Source organism: Thioalkalivibrio sp. ALE17, from assembly GCF_000425605.1.
In the GTDB taxonomy this organism is placed as follows: Bacteria; Pseudomonadota; Gammaproteobacteria; order Ectothiorhodospirales; family Ectothiorhodospiraceae; genus Thioalkalivibrio.
Genome location: NZ_AUDT01000004.1, coordinates 170,712 through 191,697, shown reverse-complemented (window position 1 = coordinate 191,697; position 20,986 = coordinate 170,712). Strand labels below are relative to the sequence as shown.

Genomic DNA, 20,986 nt, shown 5'->3' with positions numbered 1-20,986 from the left:
AATCATGCCAGAGATACCCGTTCGCGCCTATAGCCCGGCGGACCTGCGTTGAGGGAGGGGAGGCATGGCGTCACGCTAGACGCTACCATGGGCCTGTCCAGCAAACGGAGAGTCGGCCATGCCAGGGAAATGCAACGCCTCTAACCCCACCCCGAAGACCACTGTGCGCACCGTCGCCAGCGCCCTCGTCCTGGCATTGTTTGCCGGGGCCATGGCGACTGCATCGGCCGACATCCTGCGCAGTCCCGATGGTGGATTCACCGTGAAGGAACGCGAAGGGGTTCCCACCCGTGGCCAGACCCAGGCCGCGGTAATCCGCCAGCACGGCGAGCCCGAGCGACGCCATACCACGGTGGGCGATCCGCCGATTACGCGCTGGGACTACGCCGACTTCTCCGTGGTCTTCGAGGGCGAATACGTCCTGCACAGCGCCGTGCGCAACGGATCCAGCGCCGATCGTCCATGAGCACCGGGGAAACCGCCCCGGCAGTCACGCAACGCCGGCTCCCGGCCGAATGGGAGCCCCAGGGCGCGATCCAGCTCACCTGGCCGCATGATGACACCGACTGGGCCCCGGCCCTGGAACAGGTGCATCCGGTGTTCGCGCTGATCGCGGCGAGCATCAGCCAGTACCAACCGGTGATTATCGTCGCGCGCGACCCTGAACACATCGAGGAGATCTCCGGCTTTCTCACCGAGACCGCGATCCGTCCGGATCGCCTGTGGTTCGCGCTGGCCCCCAGCAATGACACCTGGGCGCGCGATCATGGCGCTATCACCGTATTCGATGGCGACCAGCCGCGCCTGCTGGACTTCACCTTCAACGGCTGGGGGGGCAAGTATCCCGCGGACCTCGACGACGGCATCACCCGGGCCCTCGCGAGCCAGGGCGTCTTCGGGAGCTGCGTGCCGGAGCCGACCGGTCTGGTCCTGGAAGGAGGCTCCATCGAATCGGACGGCGCCGGCACCCTGCTGACCACCGCGCGCTGTCTGCTGTCCGCCACCCGGAACCCGCAGCTGGATCGCGCAGGCATCGAGCAAAGCCTGGCCCGATGGCTGGGGGCCCGGCGCGTGCTCTGGCTGGAACACGGCCAGCTGGAGGGCGACGACACCGACGCCCATATCGACACGCTGGCGCGCTTCTGTGCGCAGGACACCATCGCCTACGTCCAGTGCGACGACCCGCAGGATCCGCACTACCCGGAACTGCAGGCAATGGAACAGGAGCTACGGGCCCTGCGGCAGCCGTCCGGCGAACCCTACCGCCTGATCCCTCTGCCCTGGCCCGCCCCGATCTTCGAGGATGGCCGGCGACTGGCCGCGACCTATGCGAATTTCCTGATCCTGAACGGAGCCGTCCTCCTGCCGGTGTATGACGATGCCGCGGATGCCCTCGCGCGGGACCGGCTTGCCGAGGCCTTTCCGGGACGCGAGATCGTGGAAATCGACTGCCGCCCCATTATTCGTCAGGGTGGCAGCCTTCACTGCCTGACCATGCAGTATCCCGCGGCCGCCCTCGGCATCCCGCAGGAATAACCGCCAGCCCGAGTCCCCATCATGTCCCGTGACACCCTGTCCGTTGCCCTGATTCAGCACCAGGACGCCGGCAGCGTCGAGGCCAACCTCGACGCCACCGCTGCGGCCGTGGCTACGGCCGCGGCGAACGGTGCCCGCCTGGTGGTCCTGGCCGAACTGCATACCGGCCCCTATTTCTGCCAGACCGAGGATCTCGCCACCTTCGATGCGGCCGAACCGATCCCCGGTCCCAGCAGCGAACGCCTGGCGGCGATCGCGCGAGAGCACGGCGTGGTCCTCGTCGGCTCCCTGTTCGAGCGGCGCGCCCCGGGGCTCTATCACAACACCGCCGTGGTCTTCGAAACCGACGGCCGCCAGGTCGGCACCTACCGCAAGATGCACATCCCGGACGACCCGGGTTACTACGAGAAGTACTACTTCACGCCGGGCGATACCGGCTTTGTGCCCATCGACACCTCCGTCGGCCGGCTTGGCGTCCTGGTCTGCTGGGACCAGTGGTATCCCGAGGCTGCGCGCATCATGGCGCTGTCCGGCGCCGAGGTCCTGATCTACCCGACCGCGATCGGCTGGGACCCGCAGGACACACCGGAGGAACAGCGTCGCCAGCAGGAGGCCTGGATCACTGTCCAGCGCGGCCACGCCGTGGCCAACAACCTCCCGGTGATCGCCTGCAATCGCACCGGCCACGAGCCCGACCCCTCGGGGCATTCGCCCGGCGCAACCTTCTGGGGCACGAGCTTCGTCGCCGGTCCCCAGGGGGAGTTCCTGGCCCGCGCCGGCGAGGACGCGCCGGAGATCCTCGCTGTCGAGCTCGATCGCGGCCGCACCGAGGCCGTGCGTCGCCAGTGGCCCTTCCTCCGCGACCGCCGCATCGACGCCTACGCCGCCATCCTCAAGCGCTACATCGACCCCGACTGATTCCCCTGAACGCAAACAAAAGCGTTTACAGGAAGAAGGGAAGATTGGAAGGGGGATGATTTGAGCGGCCGCAGGGGCACGACAGGCGCCGTGTCAGGCAACGGCGTCCTCATGATTTCTTCACCCTGAAACCCTTCTTGCCTTCCAGGCTTCCTGTGAATCGCCCTTGATCGACACAAGGACCTCGCGCACCCGTGCGGCGGAATCCGTATAATCGCTGCCCTTTCCGCAGCCCCGATCCGCAGGCCCATGTCCGAAAAACGGCGCAATCCGCTTCTGCCCGGTCGCCTCCCCGGCTCCGGTTTCGAGATCTGGTCGGGACTCAACGCCACGGCGGCGACCCTCGCCCTGTCCCGCAATGCTGCGGCGTTCGACCGCCCGCTGCTCGTCATCACGGAATCCAACGAGGCCGCCGACCGCTGGCAGGAGGAATGGGAGTTTTTCGCCGGCGACCAGGACCTTTCGCTGCTGCGCCTGCCGGACTGGGAAACCCTGCCGTTCGATGTGTTCTCCCCGCACGAGGACATCATTTCGGAACGCCTGCGCACGCTGTACCACCTCCCCGGTCTGGAACGCGGCATTGTGCTGATGCCGGTCTCCACCCTGATGCAGCGTCTCCCGCCGCGCGACTGGCTGACCAGTCAGGGGCTCTCCCTGCAGACCGGCCAGCGGCTGGATCGCATGACCCTGCGCGAGAATCTCGCCGAGGCCGGTTACAACGCCGTGCAGCAGGTCATCAGCCATGGCGAGTTCGCGGCCCGCGGGGAGATCCTGGACCTGTTCCCGATGGGTGCCGACGAGCCCGTGCGGATCGAGTTCCTGGATGACGAGATCGACTCCCTGCGCCAGTTCGATCCCGAATCGCAGCGCTCCACCGAAAAGGTCGAGCGCCTGGAGATCCTCCCCAGCCACGAGTTCCCGCTGAACGATACGGCCATCCGCGAATTCCGGACACGCTACCGGGCTCAGTTCGCCGGCGACCCCACCCGGCACCCGATCTACCGCGACATCAGCGAGGGGCTGGTCCCGCCGGGTATCGAGGCCTACCTGCCACTGTTCTTCGAGGGCATGGACACGGTATTCGACTACTGCCCCGAGGCCCAGGTGGTGCAGCTCGGCAATATCGCCGGCGCCGCGGAGGAGTTTGCGCAGGAGATCCGCGATCGCTTCGAGCAGTTGAGCCACCAGTACGATCGCCCGCTGCTGCCGCCGGAGCGGCTTTATCTGGATATCGACCAGCTCGGGAACGCCCTGCGCGTGCACTCCGGCGTGGCCATGGGCCACCCGGCCGCACCACTTCCCGCGGACCGTGGCGCCGAGATCGCGTTCACCTGCGACCCGCTCCCGGAACTGGGGATGCAGCAGGGTCGCGAAGACCCGGCCCAGCGACTGAAGGCGTTCATCGAGGGGCAGCAGCGAGTCCTGCTCACCGCAGAATCGGCCGGGCGGCGCGAGGCCCTGCTGACCCTGCTGCGGGAACAGGCCGTCCCGCACCATCCAGTGGAGAACTGGGACGCCTTCCTCGATGCCGGGGCGGGCCTGCATGTCACCGTCGCCGCCCTCGGGGAGGGTTTCGTCCTGCCCGAGGGCGTCGCGGTCGCCCCCGAGGCCGCGCTGCTCGGCGAACGGGCCCGGCAGACCCGCGGCCGCAACCGCAGTACTCGGGACGCGGACGCGGTGGTGCAGAACCTCAGCGACCTCACCATCGGCGCCCCGGTGGTACACGAGGAACAGGGCGTGGGCCGCTACCTCGGGCTGCAGACCCTCGACTTCAACGGCCAGCCTTCCGAGTTCCTGACCCTGGAATACGCCGACGGCGCCAAGCTCTATGTGCCGGTCTCCTCGCTGCATCTGATCAGCCGTTACACCGGCGCCGACGCCGAGCACGCCCCGCTGCACCGGCTCGGCAGCGAACAATGGGACAAGGCGCGCCGCAAGGCCGCGGAAAAGGCGCGTGACGTGGCCGCGGAACTGCTGGACATCCACGCCCGGCGCGCGGCGAAACAGGGCACCGTCTTCGCCACCGACACCCCCGAATATCACGGCTTCGCCGCGGGATTCCCGTTCGAGGAGACCCTGGACCAGCAACAGGCGATCGACGCGGTCCTCGCGGACATGGCCGATACCCGGCCCATGGATCGCGTGATCTGTGGCGATGTCGGCTTCGGCAAGACCGAGGTGGCGATGCGCGCCGCGTTCGTCGCGGTGCAGAACAACAAGCAGGTGGTGGTGCTGGTCCCCACCACCCTGCTCGCCCAGCAGCATCATCAGAATTTCACCGACCGTTTCGCCGACTGGCCGGTCCGTATCGAGTCCCTGTCGCGCTTTCGCAGCGCCAAGCAGCAGGCGGCGGTGCTGGAAGGCCTGAAGGACGGCAAGGTCGACATCGTGATCGGCACCCACAAGCTGCTGCAGGCCAACCTCGACTTCTCCAACCTGGGACTGGTGATCGTTGACGAGGAACAGCGCTTCGGCGTGCGCCACAAGGAGGCGCTGAAGAAGCTGCGCGCCGAAGTGGACATGCTCACCCTGACCGCGACCCCGATCCCGCGCACCCTGAACATGGCCCTGGCCGGCCTGCGCGACCTGTCGGTGATCACCACCCCGCCGCGCGAGCGCCTGGCGATCAAGACCTTCGTCAACGAATGGAACGACGCCATTATCCAGGAGGCCTGCCTGCGCGAGATCCGTCGGGGCGGCCAGGTGTACTTCCTGCACAACGAGGTGAACACCATCGAGCGCACCGCCCAGCGCGTGCAGGAGCTGCTGCCCGGTGCGCGGGTAGGAATCGCGCACGGCCAGATGCGCGAACGCGAGCTGGAACAGGTGATGCTCGACTTCTATCACCGGCGCTACAACATTCTGGTCTGCACCACGATCATCGAAACCGGGATCGACGTCCCCACCGCCAATACCATCGTGATGAACCGTGCCGACAAGCTGGGCCTGGCGCAGATGCACCAGCTGCGCGGGCGCGTCGGCCGTTCGCACCACCGCGCCTATGCCTACCTGATCACGCCACCGGAAAAGGCCATGACCGCCGACGCGAAGAAGCGCCTGGAGGCCATTGCCTCGCTGGAAGACCTGGGCGTCGGTTTCACCCTCGCCAGCCACGACCTGGAGATCCGCGGCGCCGGCGAACTGCTGGGCGATGAACAGAGCGGGCAGATCCACGAGGTCGGCTTCTCGATGTACAACGACCTGCTCAACCGCGCGGTGAACGCCCTGCGCTCCGGCAAGATCCCGGAGCTGGAGGGGCCCGAGGCCACCGGCACCGAGGTCGAGCTGGGCCTGCCGGCCCTGCTCCCGGACGACTACGTACCCGACGTGCATACCCGGCTGATCCTCTACAAGCGGATCAGCAGCGCCGCCTCTGCCGACGCCCTGCGCGAGCTGGAGGTCGAACTGGTGGACCGCTTCGGCCTGCTCCCCGCCCCGGCCAAGGCCCTGATGGAGGCGGCCCGCCTGCGCCTGAAGCTCACGCCGCTCGGCATCCGCAAGCTGGAACTGGGACCGGCCGGGGGCCGTCTGGTCTTTGGGCCGAGTCCCAATCTGGACATCGCGGCCCTGATCCAGCTGGTGCAATCCGATCCGCAGGCGTACAAACTGGACGGCCAGAAGGCCTTCCGCTTCTTCGCACCAATGGAGACACTGGAGGCCCGGGCGCAGGCCGTTCTGCGTCTACTGGATACCATCAGCCCCGAACAGCAGGCCGCCTGAATGCCCAAGAACACCTTCCTCGCCCCGAATCCCCTGCGTCGCCGGATCCTGACCGGACTGGCCGCACTGCCCGTGGTCGGCCTGAGTGGCCCGGTAATCGCCCAGGCCGGGCGCCGGTACCGCATCGAACTGGTGATCTTCGAGCACCGCACAGAGGAGAGCCGGCGGCTGCAGATGGAGCTCGCGGCTCCGCGCGAGCCGCTGTTCGGCGAATCGGAGCTGGGTGGGCGGAACTACCGGGATTCGCGCCGCGGCTTCGAACTGCAGCGGGTGGTACGGCGCGTGGAGGATTCCGGCGCTGGGCGTATCATCGCCCGCCTCGCCTGGGACCAGACCGGGCGCGACCATGCGTCGGCCCCCTGGCTGCGGGTCCAGCAGGGGCGGCGCCTGGGGGTGCACGATGCCCTCGGGGATGCGAGCGGCCTGTCACCCCGCCCGCTGGCCGAAGCCGTCGAGGAGCGCTTCGAGCTGGAGGGCCGCCTGCGCATCTGGGTGGGACGCTTCCTCCACCTGGAGACCGACCTCATCTACCACGTCGAGGAGCCGCTGGATGACCGCCCCCCACGCGCAATCACGGTGCGCGGCAGCCAGCGCATGAACTCCGGCGATGACCTGTTCTACCTGGATCACCCGGTGATCGGCATGATCGCCCGCGTCACCCGCATCGACGAGACCTGACGCGCCCGAGGCCGGTCAGCGCCACTGGGGCGTGGATTCCCAGGTCATCCACTGCTGGAAGGCGGCCATGCCGAGGTCCTCGAACAACAACTGCAGCGGGCTGCGGCGCGGCTTGAACACCACCAGCTTCTCCACGCCGATCACGTCCCGGGCCACGCTCCGGTCGGTGCCCAGCCCGTCGATCAGGCCCAGCTCCACCGACCGGTCCCCGGTCCAGATCAGGCCATTGAACAGGTCGTCCCGCTCCACGAGGCGATCGCCGCGCCCGGTGCGCACCACGTCCACGAACTGCTGGTGCACGCCCTGCAGTACGCCGTCAAGGTGGTTCACATGGCCCTCGTCCAGCGGCAGGAAGGGGTCCAGGAACCCCTTGTTCTCGCCCGCGGTGAACAGGCGGCGCTCGACCCCGATGTTGTCGATCAGGTCCACCAGTCCAAAGCTGTCCATGCGGACCCCGATGGAGCCGACCATACTGGCCTGGCTGGCATAGATCTCGTCCGCGGCCACGGCGATGTAATAAGCGGCCGAGGCCCCCACGTCCCCGATGACCGCATACACCGGGATATCCGGGTGCTTCTCCTTCAGCCGCAGGATCTCGTCGTGCACGTTTGCGGCCTGCACCGGGCTGCCGCCCCCGCTGTTGATGCGCAGCATCACCGCCTGGGTACCTTTGGCCTCGAACGCCTCGTTCAGGACCTTGGCGATATCCTCGGCGTTGGCCGCCGCGCTGGAGGCGATCAGACCCTCGACCTCCACCACCGCCACGTGTTCGGAGGGCTCGCGCTCGGTCTCGAACAGGCCGGCAAGGCCCATATCGCCGCCGCGCACCAGAATCAGCAGTGCGACCAGGTAAAAGAAGAACAGCAGCTTGAAGAAGATGCCCCAGCGCCGGGCCCGACGCTGCTCGATCACCTGTGCCTGGACCAGCTTCTCCAGTGTCTCGCGTTCCCAGCCCGGTTTGTTCTCGTTTGCCCAGCCCATCGTGGTTCCTTGTTCAGGTTGTACGCTCGGCCTGCCGGAAGGCCTCCAGCAGCGCTGCCAGGTTCGGCAGCAGGGCCAGCGGCTCGGCGCCCTGCAGTCTCTGTGGCGGATGTACGCCGTGGGTTATCCCCACCGCGGGCACACCGGCATGGCGAGCCATTTCCAGATCATAAACGCTATCACCGACCATGCGCGTGCGCCCCGGTTCCACACCCGCCCGCTCCATCACGCAGCGGAGCATGGCCGGGTTCGGCTTGGACGGGTGTTCGTCGCCGGTGGCGGTCGCCACAAAGTAGCCCGCCAGACCGGTTGCCTCCAGCGCCTGGTCCAGGCCGCGGCGTGACTTGCTGGTGGCCACACCCAGCAGTACCTCGCGCGCATCCAGCCAGTTCAGGAGCTCGGGCACGCCGGCGAACAGCGGGGTCTCCGGGGCATCTTCAGCCTCCAGGTAACAGGCGCGGTAGGCGGCGGTGAACTGGTGAACGAATGCCTCGTCCGCGCCCGGGTACAGCTCCTGCACCGCCGCCTGCACCCCGAGCCCGATGATATTGCGCAGGCTGGCCTCGTCGCGCTCCGGGGCGCCGGTCGCGACCGCTGCCCGTTGCAGGCAGTGGACGATGCGGCGCGGCGAGTCCATCAGGGTCCCGTCCCAGTCGAATACGATCAGACGCAGGTCCGCGTCGCCGGGCGGCAGGAGCGGGATGCTCATGCGTCGTCCCCGGTGCCGGCATCCAGGTGCGCCAGCACCTCGCCCAGCTCGTCCGGTAGCGGTGCGGAGAACACATGCCGCTCGCCGTCCGCCGACTGATAGGCCAGCGCCTGGGCATGCAGGAACAGCCGTTTCAGGCCCTGCTTGCGGAGGTGGCGGTTGGCATCCGGCAGGCCGTAGTCGTGGTCGCCCGCCACCGGGTGGCCAATCGCCTGGCCGTGCACGCGAATCTGGTGCGTGCGCCCCGTCCCGATCCGCACCTCCGCCAGCTGGTACGCGCCATGCACCTCCAGCGGCTGAAAGACACTCCGGGCGGCACGAGCCCGTGGCCCGTCATCCCCGGCCTCCCCGCCGGCGCGCATCCGGCGCCGGCCGTCATCCTGACGGCCGCTGGCGATCGGGGCATCACACTCGATGGGCTGGCCACCCGGGAACGGGCCCACCAGCAACGCCAGGTAGCGCTTCTCCACCCGGCCCTCGCGGAGTGCGGCGTGGAAGTCCTGCAGCGCGGGGCGGTTCTTCGCCAGCAACAAGCACCCGCTGGTCTCGCGGTCGAGGCGGTGGCCCAGCTCGAGCTCCGTATCCGGCCGCAACTGGCGCATCGCCTCGATAATGCCGAAGGCCAGCCCGCTGCCGCCGTGCACGGCGAGGCCCGAGGGCTTGTCCAGCACCAGCAGGTCGTCATCCTCGTGGATGATGGCCCGCCGCAGTCGATCCAGCACCTTCGGCGGGATCTCCGAGGCGGCCGCTTCCGGCCGATCGAGATCGGGCACGCGAACCTCGTTGCCCGCCGCCAGGCGTTTGTGGGCCTTGGCCCGGCGTCCGTCGACGCGCACGGCGCCCTGGCGTACCAGGCGATAGATCAGCCCCTTGGGCACGCCCTTGAGTTCGCGGAGCAGAAAGTTGTCGAGCCGCTGCCCGTCACCACGCTCGGTGACCCGGAAGCTGCGCGGGCCGGAGGGTTCACGCCTTGCATTCATGGCGCGGGATGCTACCGGAGCGGCGCTTCCCGGGCTACTGCACGCGGCGTTCCCGCGGCCGAAAAAACTTGCCCATACGGGGGGTTATGCCCTACATTGGCGCACGGTACGTTGCTGCGAGTTGCCGGCAACGCGCCTCGAATCACCCGCCACTTCGACCCACGAGCTTTCGACAGCTCCCGGTCGAAGGGCCATCGCCGCAAAGCGACACTGTGACGCTATTTCTTCTAACCCAGTCCTGTCTCCCCGGCTCCGCCTCCAGCAGGCGACTGATCCCGTGGTTGCTGGTGAACACCTGGCTGGCGCGCTGGCTTTCGCTACGCGCCGCCGCTGCGAGCACGCGTGCGCAAGCGTTGCCGTGCCGCCGCTCGATCGCCGCACCCGGGGTCCCGCGGTTCCCCGCCGGACGCCAGGACGCCCTACCGAGTCCATTGCATGAAACGCATCCTGATCAATGCCACGCAGCCGGAAGAGCTGCGTGTCGCCATGGTCGACGGCCAGCGGCTGTACGACCTGGATATCGAACTGCCCTCGCGAGAGCGCAAGAAGGCCAATATCTACAAGGCCAAGATCACCCGAGTCGAACCGAGCCTGGAGGCCGCGTTCGTCAACTTTGGTGCTGATCGCCACGGCTTCCTCCCGTTCAAGGAGATTGCCCATACCGCCGCTGGCGCCCCCGCCGACAGTGACAAGCCGATCCGCGAATTCCTGAAGGAAGGCACGGAACTGCTGGTCCAGGTCGAGAAGGAAGAGCGCGGCAACAAGGGCGCCGCCCTGACGACCTACATCAGCCTCGCGGGCCGCTACCTGGTCCTGATGCCCAACAACCCGAAGGCGGGGGGCGTCTCCCGCCGCATCGAAGGCGAGGATCGCGCCTCCCTGCGCGATGCCCTCTCCGGGCTCAACATGCCGGAAGGCATGGGCGTAATCGCCCGTACCGCCGGCGTCGGGCGCAGCACCGAGGAGCTGCAATGGGACCTCGACTACATGACCGCCCTGTGGGCCGCCGTGACCGAGGCCGCGGACAAGGCCAAGGCCCCGGCACTCATCCATCAGGAAAGCAACGTCATCATCCGCGCCCTGCGCGACCACATGCGCAACGACGTGGGCGAGGTCATCATCGATGACAACGGGGTCTACCAGCAGGCGGAAGACTTTGTCCGCCTGGTGATGCCGAACAGCCTGCGCAAGCTCAAGCGCTACGATGACCCGGTCCCGCTGTTCAACCGCTATCAGATCGAGAGCCAGATCGAGAGCGCGTTCGACCGCGAGGTCACCCTGCCCTCCGGCGGTGCCCTGGTGATCGATCACACCGAGGCCCTGATCTCCATCGACGTCAACTCGGCCCGTTCCACCAAGGGCGGCGACATCGAGGAGACCGCCTTCCACACCAATCTGGAGGCGGCCGAAGAGGTCGCGCGCCAGCTGCGCATCCGCGATCTGGGCGGTCTGATCGTGATCGATTTCATCGACATGAACGCCAACAAGCACCAGCGCGAGGTCGAGAACCGCCTGCGCGAGGCGCTGGAGATGGATCGCGCCCGGGTTCAGGTCGGGCGCATAAGCCGCTTCGGACTGCTGGAGATGTCGCGCCAGCGGCTGCGCTCCTCCCTTGGGGAATCCAGCCAGAACACCTGCCCGCGCTGCGAGGGCCACGGCCAGATCCGCAGCGTGGAATCCCTGGCGCTGTCGATCCTGCGTCTGATCGAGGAAGAGGCCATGAAGGACCGGACCGGGCTCGTGATGGCCCAGGTTCCCGTCGACGTGGGCACCTTCCTGCTGAACGAGAAACGCGAGTCGATCACCGACATCGAGGGTCGCCACCAGGTCGACATCAGCATCATCCCGAACCCGCAGTATCTCACCCCGCGCTTCGAGGTCCGTCGCGTGCGCGGTGACGAACGCGAGGAGGCCATCAGCGACCGCGGCTCGCACGAACTCGTGGAGATCGTCGAGGACGACAGCGATCCGCATCAGGAACGCCGCAGCAAGGTCGAGAAGCCGCTGGTCCAGGGTGTCAAGATGACCGGGCCCGCCCCCGTCAGCGAAGCCGCACCCATGGCCCCCGAACCGTCGGAGCCGGTCACACAGCCGGGATTCTTTGCCCGTATCTGGTCCTCGCTGTTCCCCAATGCCGCGCCCGCATCCGACCAGGAACAGGAACAATCGGAAGGTCGTCGCAAGGAAGGCGGCCGCGACCGTGGCGGCAAGGGTGGCGGCGCGCGCGGCGGCTCCCGGAAAAAGGCCGACAGCGGCAGCCGCAAGTCCGGCGACAAGCGCGGCGACAGCACCAATGGGCGCAAGGGCGGCCCCGACAAGGCCGATGGCGCCAAGTCCGATAACGCCAGGGCCGACAAGGGTGATGGCGGCAAGGGTCGCTCGCGGCGCGGCGGCAAGAAGGACAGCGAGGCCGACAAGGGTCCGGGCCGCGATGCGACCAAACCCGCGGCCGAGAGCCGGGGCGGCGAGGGCCAGGCTGCTGACAAGATCGCCGGTGACAAGAAGGGCAACGGCAAGCCGGCGGAGAAGCCGCCTGCGCGAGATCAGGATCAACCCGCGACCGGCGACACCGGCGGTGCCCCCGCGGGCAAGGGTCCCGAGAAATCCGACGAGGACGACGGCAGCAAGGGGCGTACGCGGTCCCGCCGCTCCCGCCGTGGAGGCCGTCGTCGCGGTGGCCGTAGCCGCTCCGGTGACAATGCCGGCGACACCGGGGGCGATGGCACCCAGAGCACGTCGGGGGATGCAGACGCCACCGAGTCCGGTCGGGACGCGTCCACGCCTGCCGATTCCGCCCCGGCCTCCGGGAAGCCCCAGGACGCCCCGTCAGGGGGCGGTCGGCAGCCGCAAACCGAATCGACCCCCGCCTCGCCGGACGCTGCACCGGAGCGAACACCGGCGAAAGCGGACAGCGATGAAAGTGTGGCGGATGCGCCGTCAGCCAAGGGTCGTACCCGCGGTGGACGCGGCCGCAAGCCCGGCGCCGATGCCGACCCGACCGGGGATGTGAGCCCGGCCTCAAGCGAGAGCCAGGGCGCAGCGAAACCGGAAAAGTCGGAAAACGCGCCCGCCCCCAGTGCCGAGGCGGCACCGAAACCGGAGGCCGACAGCCCGGCCCCGGCCAAGCGTCGGCCGCGTGGTGCCGCGAAGACGGGAGCCGGCGAAGCGACCCCGGACCCGGGCGAAGCCACGCCGAAGGAGTCGACCGAGGCACCGGCCACGGCGAAGAGCGCGCGCTCGAAACCGACCCCGGAAGGGTCCGGCGACGAAGCCGCCGCATCCTCTGCCCCTGCCCCGTCGAAGCCCGACGAGGCAAAGGCCGAACGCGTCTCGACGCCCAAGCCTGCCCCGGAACCGGCCGACACCACGGCCGGCGACACGGAGCGCAAGGGCAACGACTGAACGGAACCAGCCGGTTCCAATCGAAAAGGGCCCGCCTTTCGGCGGGCCCTTTCTTTGTGGGTCCGGCTCCGCTATCCCCGGACCCGTTCCCATCATCGCGATCAGGCGTTACGGTCCCGGGGTCGGCTCAGGAGGCCTTCAGCGTGTGACGCTCGCGGATGTGGGCCAGAAGCCCGTCGGCGGCCGCCTCCACCAGATCCATGACGTGCACGAAGCCCTCGTCTCCGCCGTAGTACGGATCCGGGACTTCGTGTTCATCGAACTGCGGGGCAAAGTCCAGAAACCGCAGCAACTCGGCCCGCGCCTCGGGCGGACGAATCGCCTCGGCGTTGCGGTAGTTCGCGTCGTCCATGGTCAGGATGTAGTCGAACTCGAGGAAGTCCTCCGGCTCCAGCTGGCGTGCGCGCAGATCATCCAGGTCGTAGCCGCGCGAACGCGCCTCCTGGCTTGCGCGGCGATCGGGCTTGGCACCCACGTGATAGCCCGCGGTCCCGGCCGAGTCCACCTCGATCGCGTGTTCCAGCCCGTGTTCGCGGATGCGCGCCGCGAACACCCCGTGCGCCATGGGCGAACGGCAGATGTTGCCCAGGCACACCATCAGTACACGTATCTTCGCCATCTCCATCGTCATCCCGATCATCAAAACACGCAGGATACCAAACCGGAATGCGCCGGCGGATTCGTTTCATGCCCGGCCCCGCGGTGTGCGATGCTGAGCCTTTAAACTCAGGAAGTGGTCATGGTCGACCTTGGCGGCCCGCGAATCCCCGGCTGGACATCCCCCGGCGCCCTGACCGGGGGTGCCGGGAGTCGTGAAGCCACGAGCCTCCAGGTTGGGGCCCGTATCGAGGTTCGGGTTCTGGATGTCCTCCCGGATCGCAGCGTGCGCCTGCGTCTGGGACCCAGCGCGAATACCGCGGGGACAGCCGGAGCGGCAGCGCGACCTACGGCGAGCCCTGCGCTGATGACGGCACAACTGGCCGGCGCCCTGCCCGATGCACTGGTGAATCGCCCCGCGGGTGGCTCGGGCCCGCCGGTGATGCTCGCCGAGATCACCCGGACCGAGCCGCGCCTGGAGGTGCGTCTGCTACCCCTGCCGCTGGACCGCGCCGGCCCGCGACCCGCCGGGCTTGGTCCGTCGGCCAGTCCCGCTCAACAGTGGCTGGGACAGGAACTCCGCCAGCACCTCCCCGGGGCGCGCCCGTTGGGCCCTACCCTGCAAGCGCTGCTACCACCCGCCGGTGGAGCGCCACGCGGCGAACCGCCAACGCAGGCCACCGGAGCGGTGGCGCCGCTACCGCCGGCGCTCCAGCGTCTTGTCGATCTCCTCCCGACGCCGGCACAGCTGTCACAGCCGGAAAGCCTGCGCCAGCAGGTTCAGCAATCCGGGCTCTGGATGGAGGCCATGCTGGGGCTCGCGGCCCGGGGCCAGGGCCCGGCCCATCCCCTGGCCGCCGATCTCAAGGCCCAGTTGCTGCGCGCGGCCGATCAGCTCCGCCAGGGAGGCGAAGCCCGCCCCGCGGCGGCCCCGCCGGCCCCCGCGACGCCTGCGAACGCACCCGCCCTGCCAGCCCTGACGGGGCTGCTGGAAGGCTTGCTGAAGCGCGTCACCTCCCTGCAGCTCCAGTCGCTGCAGTCCTTCGCCAGCGACGAACCCGGGAACAGCCGCTGGTTCTTCGAGCTGCCGCTACGCAGCGAGCAGGCCGTGCACGGCGTCTTCGGCGAGATCCAGCGCGAGTCGCCTACCGACGAGGAGCCGGATCCTCCCTGGTCGATCGTGCTGACCCTGGATATCGGGGACCTGGGACCGATGCGCGTGGCAGCGGCCGCCCGCACAGCAGGCGTTAACGTGCACTTCACCGCAAGCGAGCCCGAGACGGTCGCGCGCCTGCGGCAGGAACTGCCCCAGCTGCGCGAACGTCTGGACGAGCGCGAATTGACGGTCACAGGGCTGTCGGTCCGCCAGGGCGAGGTGGAGCCCGAGCCGCGGCCGCCGGGCACCCACCGTATGCTCGACGAGCAGGCCTGAACGGTGGCACGCAGGGACACCGGAGAGCGGAAGGCCGGGCGCGACGGGGCGCCCGAGCGGGCGGTTGCGCTGGAATGGGATCGGCGCCGGGCGCCGAAGATCACGGCCAGTGGATCGGGAGCCACCGCCGAGGCCATCCTGCGGATCGCCGAGGAGCACGGCATCCCGCTGCATCAGGACCCGGCCCTCAGCGAGGCGCTGGCGCAGATCCCCGTCGGGAGCGAGATCCCGGAGGAACTGTACGTGGCGGTGGCGGAGATTCTCGCCTTCGTCTTTCTCCTGGCGGGCATTACCCCCGATGACCGCGCCGGTGGCTATCGGGATGCATCGCGCAGCCGGGGACGCTCGGGCGGCGGGCCCGAGCCGGAATCATGAACGCCCGCTAGAACCCGTTGGCGCCGCCGTGCCGGTCCCGTGCAGGCTGAAAAGCAGGTCGAGCTCGGTGGATGTGAGCCCGCAGCGCCGGCGCACCTCTTCGCGCCCCAGGCCCTGCTGGATCAGACGAATGGCCTGCTCGTAGGCACCGCTGTCCCCTTCGCGGGCCCGCAACTCGCTGTGCTGGTCATGCAGGCGTTCCAGGGCCCGCTGCACGGAGGCCTGGGCCTGGCCATGGGTGGCTACACCCTCGGACAGGGCCTTCATGGCCCCCTGCAACGCCATCACCGAGGTGGCTTGGCGCTGATAGTCCTGGCGCAGGGCGGCGAGCTGGCGCCGCAGCAGGATCACCAGCCCCACGGAAAATGCGGCCACGATGGTCGCCAGCAGCGCGATCAGCGCGACCAGCCAGATCACCATTCCCTCTCCCATTGCGCGCACTCTCCTGAATACCGGGCCCGGTGATTGTCGCGTGAATCGTGGGCGCCTGACCAGCGCAGCGCGATTGCCGGAGCGCGATCAGCCCGGGTTTGCGGATTTCTCGCAGCGGCGCGCGCGGACGGAGGTCTCAGGCGTAATCGTCGATCAGACCCCGCCGCTTGCCGCGTTCCTCCTTGCGTGGCGGGCGCTGCTGGGTCGGACGCACCGCGGGCCGAAAGACCGGGTCGCGGTCGTGATCGTCGCTCAGACGGCGACCGGGAACGGTGGTATGCACGGGCCGGACCGTGCGATCCGGCTGAAACTCGTCGACCATGGCTCACCTCCCGGCTTGCGCCCAATGGCCCGCTTGTTCAGGGAGTTGGACCCGACGCCCGCGCTACAGTTCGCGCAGTTGCGCCCACTCCTCGTCGGACAGCAGCTTGTTCAGGTCCACCAGGATGGTCAGCCCCTCCTCGGTGCTGGTGACCCCCTGGATGAAACGGCTGCTGTCATCGTTGCCGACCTCCGGCGCCGGCTCGACCGCATCCGGGGCGATCCGCACGACCTCGGATACCGAGTCCACCAGGATCCCGACGTTCTGGTTGTCCACGTCGATGATCACGATCCGCGAGGCCTCGTCGGATTCGCGATCGTCCAGCCCCATGCGCCGCCGCGCGTCGATCACGGTCACGACATTGCCGCGCAGGTTGATGATCCCGAGGATGTAATCCGGAACGCCGGGAACCGGCGCAATCTCGGTGACCTTGAGGACCTCCTGAACCTGCAGGACATCGATCGCGTAGGTTTCCTCCGCGAGGCTGAAGGTCACATACGGAGCGGTGTCGGCCTTGGCCATGGCTTCTACGTCTTGTGCGCTGCTCATGTCGTCCTCGATGTTCCGTGCAGGCGGGTTTCGCCCTGTGGTGTCTTCCTGACCGGGTTATCGGCCGCTCGCCGCGAGGCTTGAGTGCCGCGCGGGGTGCATCAGTCCCAGCCGCCCTCGTCGAGGGTCCGGTCCAGGGCCTCGAGATCCAGCAGCGTCGCCATCTTCTCGCGCTCCACCCCGGCCAGCCACGGCAGGCGCCGCCGGTGGCTGCGCCAGCGCAGCGAGTCCGGCTGGATCACGCGGGTCCCGTGGATCGCCCGGCAGGCCAGGGCGAAGCGGGAGCCGGCCAGGAACACGACCTGGCGGGCGGTATCCGGCTCGTATTCGCGGTCCTCCGGCGTCACCACCGCGGCCAGGTCGATCAGCTGCACCCGGCCCTGTTTGGTATCGGCCAGCCCAAGGTACCAGACGGAGTGATTCGGGGTCGGTCGCACCTCCAGGCTGTCCAGCGGGGCCACGCCGCCCAGTGCGTGCAGTGGCGCCAGTAGCGTCAGGTTGCCGGCCTCGATCACCAACGCGGAGAACGGCTCCTCGGGGCGCCGGTAGTCCCGCTCCGCCGGATCGTCGGGCGGTGCGGGCGGTGTCGCGGCAGGCGCCACCTCCGGCTCCCCAACCGACGTCGAAGTGTCGACCTCCGGAACGGCTTCCGCCACCGGCGCGGGCGGTTCAAGCAGATCCTGACGCAACAGCGTCCGCACCGGTTCCGGTTCGTCGAGCAGGCTGCCGAAATAGTCGTCCAGCGCGTCCGGTTCCGCCTTCAGGGCCAGGTTGTCGACTGTGGATCGCTTCATCCGCGCCGCCTCCGTTCATGGGGTTCGGACAGCTGCCCGCCAATCGCCTCCAGCAGGTCCGAGTATGCGAGCACGCCGCGCGCATCGGGGATCATGAAGCAAAGCGGCTGACCCGCGCTGGAGGCATCGCGAAACTTCGTGTCCACCGGGATCACCCCGGGCCACACGTCGTCCCCGTACAGCCGGCGCAGCTCGGCCAGGGCCTCGTGCGCGGCGCGTGTCCGGCGATCGAAAAGCGTGGGGATGATCCGGTACTGCAGCTCGGCCTTGCGCGACTTCTGTACCATTTTCAGGGTATTGATCATCCGTTCAAGCCCCTTCAGGGCGAGGAATTCCGTCTGTACGGGCACCAGCAGCTCGTCGCAGGCCGCCAGCGCATTCACCATCAGCACACCCAGCATCGGCGGGCAATCCAGCAGCACGTAGTCATACTGGTCGGAGACCTTCTCCAGCGCATGCCTCAGCACCAGGCCCATGCCGCTGCGCGTCCCCAGCTGGCGGTCCAGAGTGGCCAGGGCGGTGCTCGCGGTCAGCAGATCCAGCCCCGGGAAGCGGGTCTCGCGGATCAACCCGTTGGGATTCGGGTCGGCCCCTTCGGCGCACTGGCTGAACAGCTCGTACACCCCGCGCGTGGCGGTTTCCGGATCGTGGCCGAAATAGGCCGTCAGCGAACCATGCGGATCCACATCCACCAGCAGCACACGCTGCTCCGGACCGGAGAGCAGGCCGCCCAGCGTTACGGTGGTCGTAGTCTTGCCCACCCCGCCCTTCTGGTTTGCCACCGCCCAGACCTTCATGGTGTGTCTCCATCCGTCGGGAGCGGCGCGGGCGGAAGATCCTCGCGCAGGCGCTCCGGTTCCTGCGCCCCCTCGGCGCGTGGCCGCGCCCCGGGCAAGACCACGATGGACACGCGCCGATTCTCGGCACGGCCCTCCGCCGTTTCGTTGCTGGCCACCGGTCGGTGTTCGCCATACCCCAGGGCCACCAGATTCTCGGGGTCCACCCCGGTCTCCTCGAACACGCTGACGACCGCCGCGGCGCGTCCCGACGAGAGCTCCCAGTTGGAAGGATAGACCGCCGTCTGGATGGGGACGTTGTCGGTGTGCCCCTCCACGTGGACGCGCGACACCCGCGGGGCCAGGATGCCCCCCACTTCCTGCAACAACGCCGCGGCCTCCGGGTTCAGCGTCGCCGACCCGGACGGGAACAGCAGGCGGCTGGTGATCTCGATCTCCAGCCAGTAGGCCTCCCGGGTCACGCGCAGGTCGCCCTGGTCGATCCACTGCGCCATGGCCTGTTCGATCTCGCGGGCGGTCTCCGCCAGTTCGTCGAGAAAGGCCTGCATGCCGGCGTCGTCGGGGCTGTCGTCCAGCATCCCGCTCAAGGCCATGTCGATGGGTTGCGGACCGTCCTCCACCAGCCCCGGCTGGACCTCGATCGGCACCAGTGCGCGGAGATCCTGCGGGGTGCGGTCGCGTGCCACGGTGGGATCCCCCACCTGAATGGGCTCCGCCTGCATGGGCGCCCGGAAGGCATCCACCAGGGACTCCGACAGCACGCGATATTTGCCATCATCCACCGACGAGATCGCGTACATCACGACGAAGAACGCAAGCAGCAGCGTGACCAGGTCCCCGTAAGGAATGGCCCATGCTTCGTGATTCTGATGTTCCTCCGCCCGCTTGCGTCGCGCCATGGTGACCTCACTCGTGGATGAAGCCACTCAGCTTGCTTTCGATATTCCGCGGGTTTTCGCCCTCGGCGATCGCGATCAGGCCTTCCATCAGCATTTGCTGGTGTTGCGAGCGGTTCTGAATAATCGACTTTAACTTGTTGGCCAGCGGAAGGAACAGCAGGTTGGCCGAGGCGATCCCGTAGATGGTCGCCACGAAGGCCGCCGCGATCCCCGCCCCCAGCTTGCTCGGATCCGCCAGGTTCTGCATCACCGCCATCAGGCCCATGACCGCCCCCACGATACCCAGGGTCGGCGCATAGATGCCCATGCTCTCGAACACCTTCGCACCCTGCATGTCGAAGTGCTCGCGGTTGTCGAGGTCGGCCTCGAGGATCTGGCGGATGGTCTGCGGCTCGCTGCCGTCGACCAGCAGTTGCAGCCCCTTGCGAGCGAAGCCGTCGCTCTCCTCGTCGGCGAGGGTCTCCAGCCCGAGCAGGCCTTCCTTGCGCGCCACATGCGACCATTCCACGATCTGCTCGACCATGGCCCGGTTGTCGATCTTCGGCGGCTTGAAGGCCCACGGCAGGATCCGCATCCCGTGCATGAACACCGTCAGGCGCGCCTGCACCAGGGTCGCCCCCAGCGTCCCCAGCACCACGATCACGAACGCCGCAGCATTCCACAGTGCGCCCAGGCCGCTGCCCTTGGCAATGCTGCCTCCAAGCACGGCCACCAGCCCCAGCGTCACCCCGATGAGGCTCAGGATATCCATGTCAGCAGAACCCCTTGACCAGCGCGGGACCGATCTCGGGCAGCGGATAGACGTGATCGGACAAACCGGCCTCTGCCACCGCCGCCGGCATCCCGTAGACCACGCAGGTCGCCGCGTCCTGCGACCAGACCTGCGCCCCGGCCCCTTTCAGCGCCCGCGCACCCTCGCGCCCGTCCGCACCCATCCCGGTCAGCACGACCGCAAGGACCTGTCCGCGCAGCGCATCCACGGCGGAGCTGAATGCGGCGTCCACGCTTGGCTTGTAGATCGTGCCCAGCGGGCTCTCCGCGATGCGCACATGGGTCTGGCTGCCCCGTTCCAGGGTCAGCTGCATGCCCCCGGGGGCCAGCAGGGCCACGCCTGGCTTCAGGGCATCGCCGTCCTTCGCCTGGCGCACCTCGATGTTGCACATCGCGTTCAGCCGGTCGGCAAAGGCCGGCGTGAAGCTGGCCGGCATGTGCTGGACCAGCACAATCGGCAACGGGAAACTGGCCGGTAGCGGTTTCAGCACCTCCTGCAGGGCGACCGGCCCCCCCGTGGAAGTCCCGATCAGGACCGCCCGCAGTTGCCGCAGGGGTGTTGGCGACCGGGTGCGCGCGACCGGCGGCTGTTGCTTGGCAGCGTCTGCGGCCTGACGGTCGGCCTCTTCCCGCCGCGCGGTCGGCCGCGACTCGCGGGCCGGTGTGCTGGTGCCCGGCGCGCTGGCCGAGCGCGCGCGGCTGCGCGACAGCGAACGCACCCGGCGGCGCAGCAGCATGCGGGCGCTGTCCTCGTCGCCCGCCATGTCGCTGAACCGCTTGGGGAGGAAGTCCACCGCCCCGGCCTCCAGCGCATCCAGGGTGGCCTGGGCGCCTTCGGTAGTCAGGCTGGAGAACATCAGGATCGGCCGCGGACTCTCGGCCATGATCTTGCGCACCGCGGTGATGCCGTCCATCACTGGCATCTCGATATCCATGGTCACGACATCGGGGTCGAGCTCGCGCACCTTTGCGATCGCCTGCTCGCCGTTCTCGGCCGAGCCGACCACCTCGATGCCCGAGTCGGAATCCAGAATCTCCGCAATGCGCCGACGAAAGAACCCGGAGTCGTCGACGACCAGAACCCTGATCGGCAT

20 protein-coding genes are annotated in these 20,986 nt (G+C 68.4%); 8 read left to right on the top strand and 12 right to left on the bottom strand.

Annotation, left to right across the window (positions count from 1 at the left end):
• Positions 1-118: 118 nt before the first annotated feature.
• From H609_RS0105630 to H609_RS0105610, 5 genes are all read left to right on the top strand, one after another.
• Positions 119-466, top strand: coding sequence for a hypothetical protein (locus tag H609_RS0105630; RefSeq protein ID WP_051077444.1), 348 nt, complete (start codon positions 119-121; stop codon positions 464-466).
• On the top strand, positions 463-1,536 hold the full coding sequence (locus H609_RS0105625; protein WP_028484510.1) for an agmatine/peptidylarginine deiminase: 1,074 nt from the start codon (positions 463-465) through the stop codon (positions 1,534-1,536). The genes H609_RS0105630 and H609_RS0105625 overlap by 4 nt, the downstream gene beginning before the upstream one ends.
• Positions 1,537-1,557: 21 nt before the next feature.
• Positions 1,558-2,454 carry a carbon-nitrogen hydrolase gene (locus H609_RS0105620; RefSeq protein ID WP_028484509.1) on the top strand — a complete coding sequence of 299 codons (897 nt, stop codon included), beginning with the start codon at positions 1,558-1,560 and terminating at the stop codon, positions 2,452-2,454.
• 249 nt (positions 2,455-2,703) lie between these two features.
• Complete coding sequence (mfd, locus tag H609_RS0105615) at positions 2,704-6,174, top strand: transcription-repair coupling factor (protein WP_028484508.1); 3,471 nt, start codon at positions 2,704-2,706, stop codon at positions 6,172-6,174.
• On the top strand, positions 6,175-6,852 hold the full coding sequence (locus tag H609_RS0105610) for a CsiV family protein (RefSeq protein ID WP_018866280.1): 678 nt from the start codon (positions 6,175-6,177) through the stop codon (positions 6,850-6,852).
• A 15-nt stretch (positions 6,853-6,867) separates the two neighbouring features.
• On the opposite strand, the gene H609_RS0105605 is transcribed toward H609_RS0105610, so the two are convergent.
• The 3 genes from H609_RS0105605 to H609_RS0105595 are packed head-to-tail and all read right to left on the bottom strand — an operon-like array spanning position 6,868 to position 9,522.
• Positions 6,868-7,833, bottom strand: coding sequence for a S49 family peptidase (locus H609_RS0105605; protein WP_018866279.1), 966 nt, complete (start codon positions 7,831-7,833; stop codon positions 6,868-6,870).
• Positions 7,834-7,846: 13 nt separating this feature from the next.
• The gene (locus tag H609_RS0105600) at positions 7,847-8,542 is read right to left on the bottom strand and encodes an HAD family hydrolase (protein WP_018877374.1); all 696 of its coding nucleotides are present in this window, start codon (positions 8,540-8,542) and stop codon (positions 7,847-7,849) included.
• A complete protein-coding gene (locus H609_RS0105595) occupies positions 8,539-9,522 on the bottom strand; it encodes an RluA family pseudouridine synthase (RefSeq protein ID WP_018879086.1) in 984 nt (327 codons plus the stop codon). The genes H609_RS0105600 and H609_RS0105595 overlap by 4 nt, the downstream gene beginning before the upstream one ends.
• 435 nt (positions 9,523-9,957) lie before the next feature.
• On the opposite strand from H609_RS0105595, the gene H609_RS0105590 reads away from it, so the two are divergent.
• Positions 9,958-12,924 carry an Rne/Rng family ribonuclease gene (locus H609_RS0105590; RefSeq protein ID WP_028484507.1) on the top strand — a complete coding sequence of 989 codons (2,967 nt, stop codon included), beginning with the start codon at positions 9,958-9,960 and terminating at the stop codon, positions 12,922-12,924.
• Between the two features lie 127 nt (positions 12,925-13,051).
• Here H609_RS0105590 and H609_RS0105585 read toward each other — a convergent pair whose 3' ends face one another.
• On the bottom strand, positions 13,052-13,543 hold the full coding sequence (locus tag H609_RS0105585) for a low molecular weight protein-tyrosine-phosphatase (protein WP_026279202.1): 492 nt from the start codon (positions 13,541-13,543) through the stop codon (positions 13,052-13,054).
• Between the two features lie 345 nt (positions 13,544-13,888).
• Here H609_RS0105585 and H609_RS0105580 point away from each other — a divergent pair, with 345 nt between their 5' ends.
• Both H609_RS0105580 and H609_RS0105575 read left to right on the top strand, forming a co-directional pair.
• Positions 13,889-14,953, top strand: a complete 1,065-nt coding sequence (locus H609_RS0105580) for a flagellar hook-length control protein FliK (RefSeq protein WP_081659422.1) — start codon at positions 13,889-13,891, stop codon at positions 14,951-14,953.
• Positions 14,954-14,956: 3 nt separating this feature from the next.
• Positions 14,957-15,328 (top strand): EscU/YscU/HrcU family type III secretion system export apparatus switch protein, encoded by a 372-nt coding sequence (locus H609_RS0105575; RefSeq protein WP_018866273.1) that lies wholly within the window; start codon positions 14,957-14,959, stop codon positions 15,326-15,328.
• Here the strand turns inward: H609_RS0105575 and H609_RS0105570 are convergent.
• The 8 genes from H609_RS0105570 to H609_RS0105535 all read right to left on the bottom strand — a co-directional run bounded on the left by H609_RS0105570 (position 15,323) and on the right by H609_RS0105535 (position 20,986).
• Positions 15,323-15,748 carry a DUF2802 domain-containing protein gene (locus H609_RS0105570; RefSeq protein WP_018866272.1) on the bottom strand — a complete coding sequence of 142 codons (426 nt, stop codon included), beginning with the start codon at positions 15,746-15,748 and terminating at the stop codon, positions 15,323-15,325. The genes H609_RS0105575 and H609_RS0105570 overlap by 6 nt on opposite strands.
• A 148-nt stretch (positions 15,749-15,896) precedes the next feature.
• Positions 15,897-16,082, bottom strand: coding sequence for a hypothetical protein (locus tag H609_RS0105565; RefSeq protein WP_018866271.1), 186 nt, complete (start codon positions 16,080-16,082; stop codon positions 15,897-15,899).
• A gap of 63 nt (positions 16,083-16,145) precedes the next feature.
• A complete protein-coding gene (locus H609_RS0105560) occupies positions 16,146-16,604 on the bottom strand; it encodes a chemotaxis protein CheW (protein ID WP_018866270.1) in 459 nt (152 codons plus the stop codon).
• 128 nt (positions 16,605-16,732) lie between these two features.
• A complete protein-coding gene (locus H609_RS0105555) occupies positions 16,733-17,425 on the bottom strand; it encodes a chemotaxis protein CheW (protein ID WP_019558018.1) in 693 nt (230 codons plus the stop codon).
• Positions 17,422-18,222: a ParA family protein gene (locus tag H609_RS0105550; protein WP_028484505.1), complete on the bottom strand. Its 801-nt coding sequence runs from the start codon at positions 18,220-18,222 to the stop codon at positions 17,422-17,424. Before H609_RS0105550 ends, H609_RS0105555 begins: the two co-directional genes overlap by 4 nt.
• Positions 18,219-19,121: a flagellar motor protein MotD gene (gene motD / locus H609_RS0105545; protein WP_028484504.1), complete on the bottom strand. Its 903-nt coding sequence runs from the start codon at positions 19,119-19,121 to the stop codon at positions 18,219-18,221. Before motD ends, H609_RS0105550 begins: the two co-directional genes overlap by 4 nt.
• Positions 19,122-19,128: 7 nt before the next feature.
• A complete protein-coding gene (locus H609_RS0105540; RefSeq protein WP_018866266.1) occupies positions 19,129-19,872 on the bottom strand; it encodes a flagellar motor protein in 744 nt (247 codons plus the stop codon).
• Between the two features lies 1 nt (position 19,873).
• On the bottom strand, positions 19,874-20,986 hold the full coding sequence (locus tag H609_RS0105535; protein WP_028484503.1) for a chemotaxis response regulator protein-glutamate methylesterase: 1,113 nt from the start codon (positions 20,984-20,986) through the stop codon (positions 19,874-19,876).

Bases quoted from the DNA above. Each gene is read 5' to 3' on its own strand.
- H609_RS0105565 (WP_018866271.1), bottom strand. From the start codon at position 16,082: ATGGTCGACGAGTTTCAGCCGGATCGCACGGTCCGGCCCGTGCATACC.
- H609_RS0105625 (WP_028484510.1), top strand. From the start codon at position 463: ATGAGCACCGGGGAAACCGCCCCGGCAGTCACGCAACGCCGGCTCCCG.
- H609_RS0105540 (WP_018866266.1), bottom strand. From the start codon at position 19,872: ATGGATATCCTGAGCCTCATCGGGGTGACGCTGGGGCTGGTGGCCGTG.
- H609_RS0105600 (WP_018877374.1), bottom strand. From the start codon at position 8,542: ATGAGCATCCCGCTCCTGCCGCCCGGCGACGCGGACCTGCGTCTGATC.
- H609_RS0105590 (WP_028484507.1), top strand. From the start codon at position 9,958: ATGAAACGCATCCTGATCAATGCCACGCAGCCGGAAGAGCTGCGTGTC.
- H609_RS0105585 (WP_026279202.1), bottom strand. From the start codon at position 13,543: ATGGCGAAGATACGTGTACTGATGGTGTGCCTGGGCAACATCTGCCGT.
- H609_RS0105605 (WP_018866279.1), bottom strand. From the start codon at position 7,833: ATGGGCTGGGCAAACGAGAACAAACCGGGCTGGGAACGCGAGACACTG.
- H609_RS0105595 (WP_018879086.1), bottom strand. From the start codon at position 9,522: ATGAATGCAAGGCGTGAACCCTCCGGCCCGCGCAGCTTCCGGGTCACC.
- H609_RS0105560 (WP_018866270.1), bottom strand. From the start codon at position 16,604: ATGGCCAAGGCCGACACCGCTCCGTATGTGACCTTCAGCCTCGCGGAG.
- H609_RS0105535 (WP_028484503.1), bottom strand. From the start codon at position 20,986: ATGCCGATCAGGGTTCTGGTCGTCGACGACTCCGGGTTCTTTCGTCGG.
- H609_RS0105580 (WP_081659422.1), top strand. From the start codon at position 13,889: ATGACGGCACAACTGGCCGGCGCCCTGCCCGATGCACTGGTGAATCGC.
- H609_RS0105555 (WP_019558018.1), bottom strand. From the start codon at position 17,425: ATGAAGCGATCCACAGTCGACAACCTGGCCCTGAAGGCGGAACCGGAC.
- H609_RS0105630 (WP_051077444.1), top strand. From the start codon at position 119: ATGCCAGGGAAATGCAACGCCTCTAACCCCACCCCGAAGACCACTGTG.
- motD (WP_028484504.1), bottom strand. From the start codon at position 19,121: ATGGCGCGACGCAAGCGGGCGGAGGAACATCAGAATCACGAAGCATGG.
- H609_RS0105570 (WP_018866272.1), bottom strand. From the start codon at position 15,748: ATGGTGATCTGGCTGGTCGCGCTGATCGCGCTGCTGGCGACCATCGTG.
- mfd (WP_028484508.1), top strand. From the start codon at position 2,704: ATGTCCGAAAAACGGCGCAATCCGCTTCTGCCCGGTCGCCTCCCCGGC.
- H609_RS0105610 (WP_018866280.1), top strand. From the start codon at position 6,175: ATGCCCAAGAACACCTTCCTCGCCCCGAATCCCCTGCGTCGCCGGATC.
- H609_RS0105620 (WP_028484509.1), top strand. From the start codon at position 1,558: ATGTCCCGTGACACCCTGTCCGTTGCCCTGATTCAGCACCAGGACGCC.
- H609_RS0105550 (WP_028484505.1), bottom strand. From the start codon at position 18,222: ATGAAGGTCTGGGCGGTGGCAAACCAGAAGGGCGGGGTGGGCAAGACT.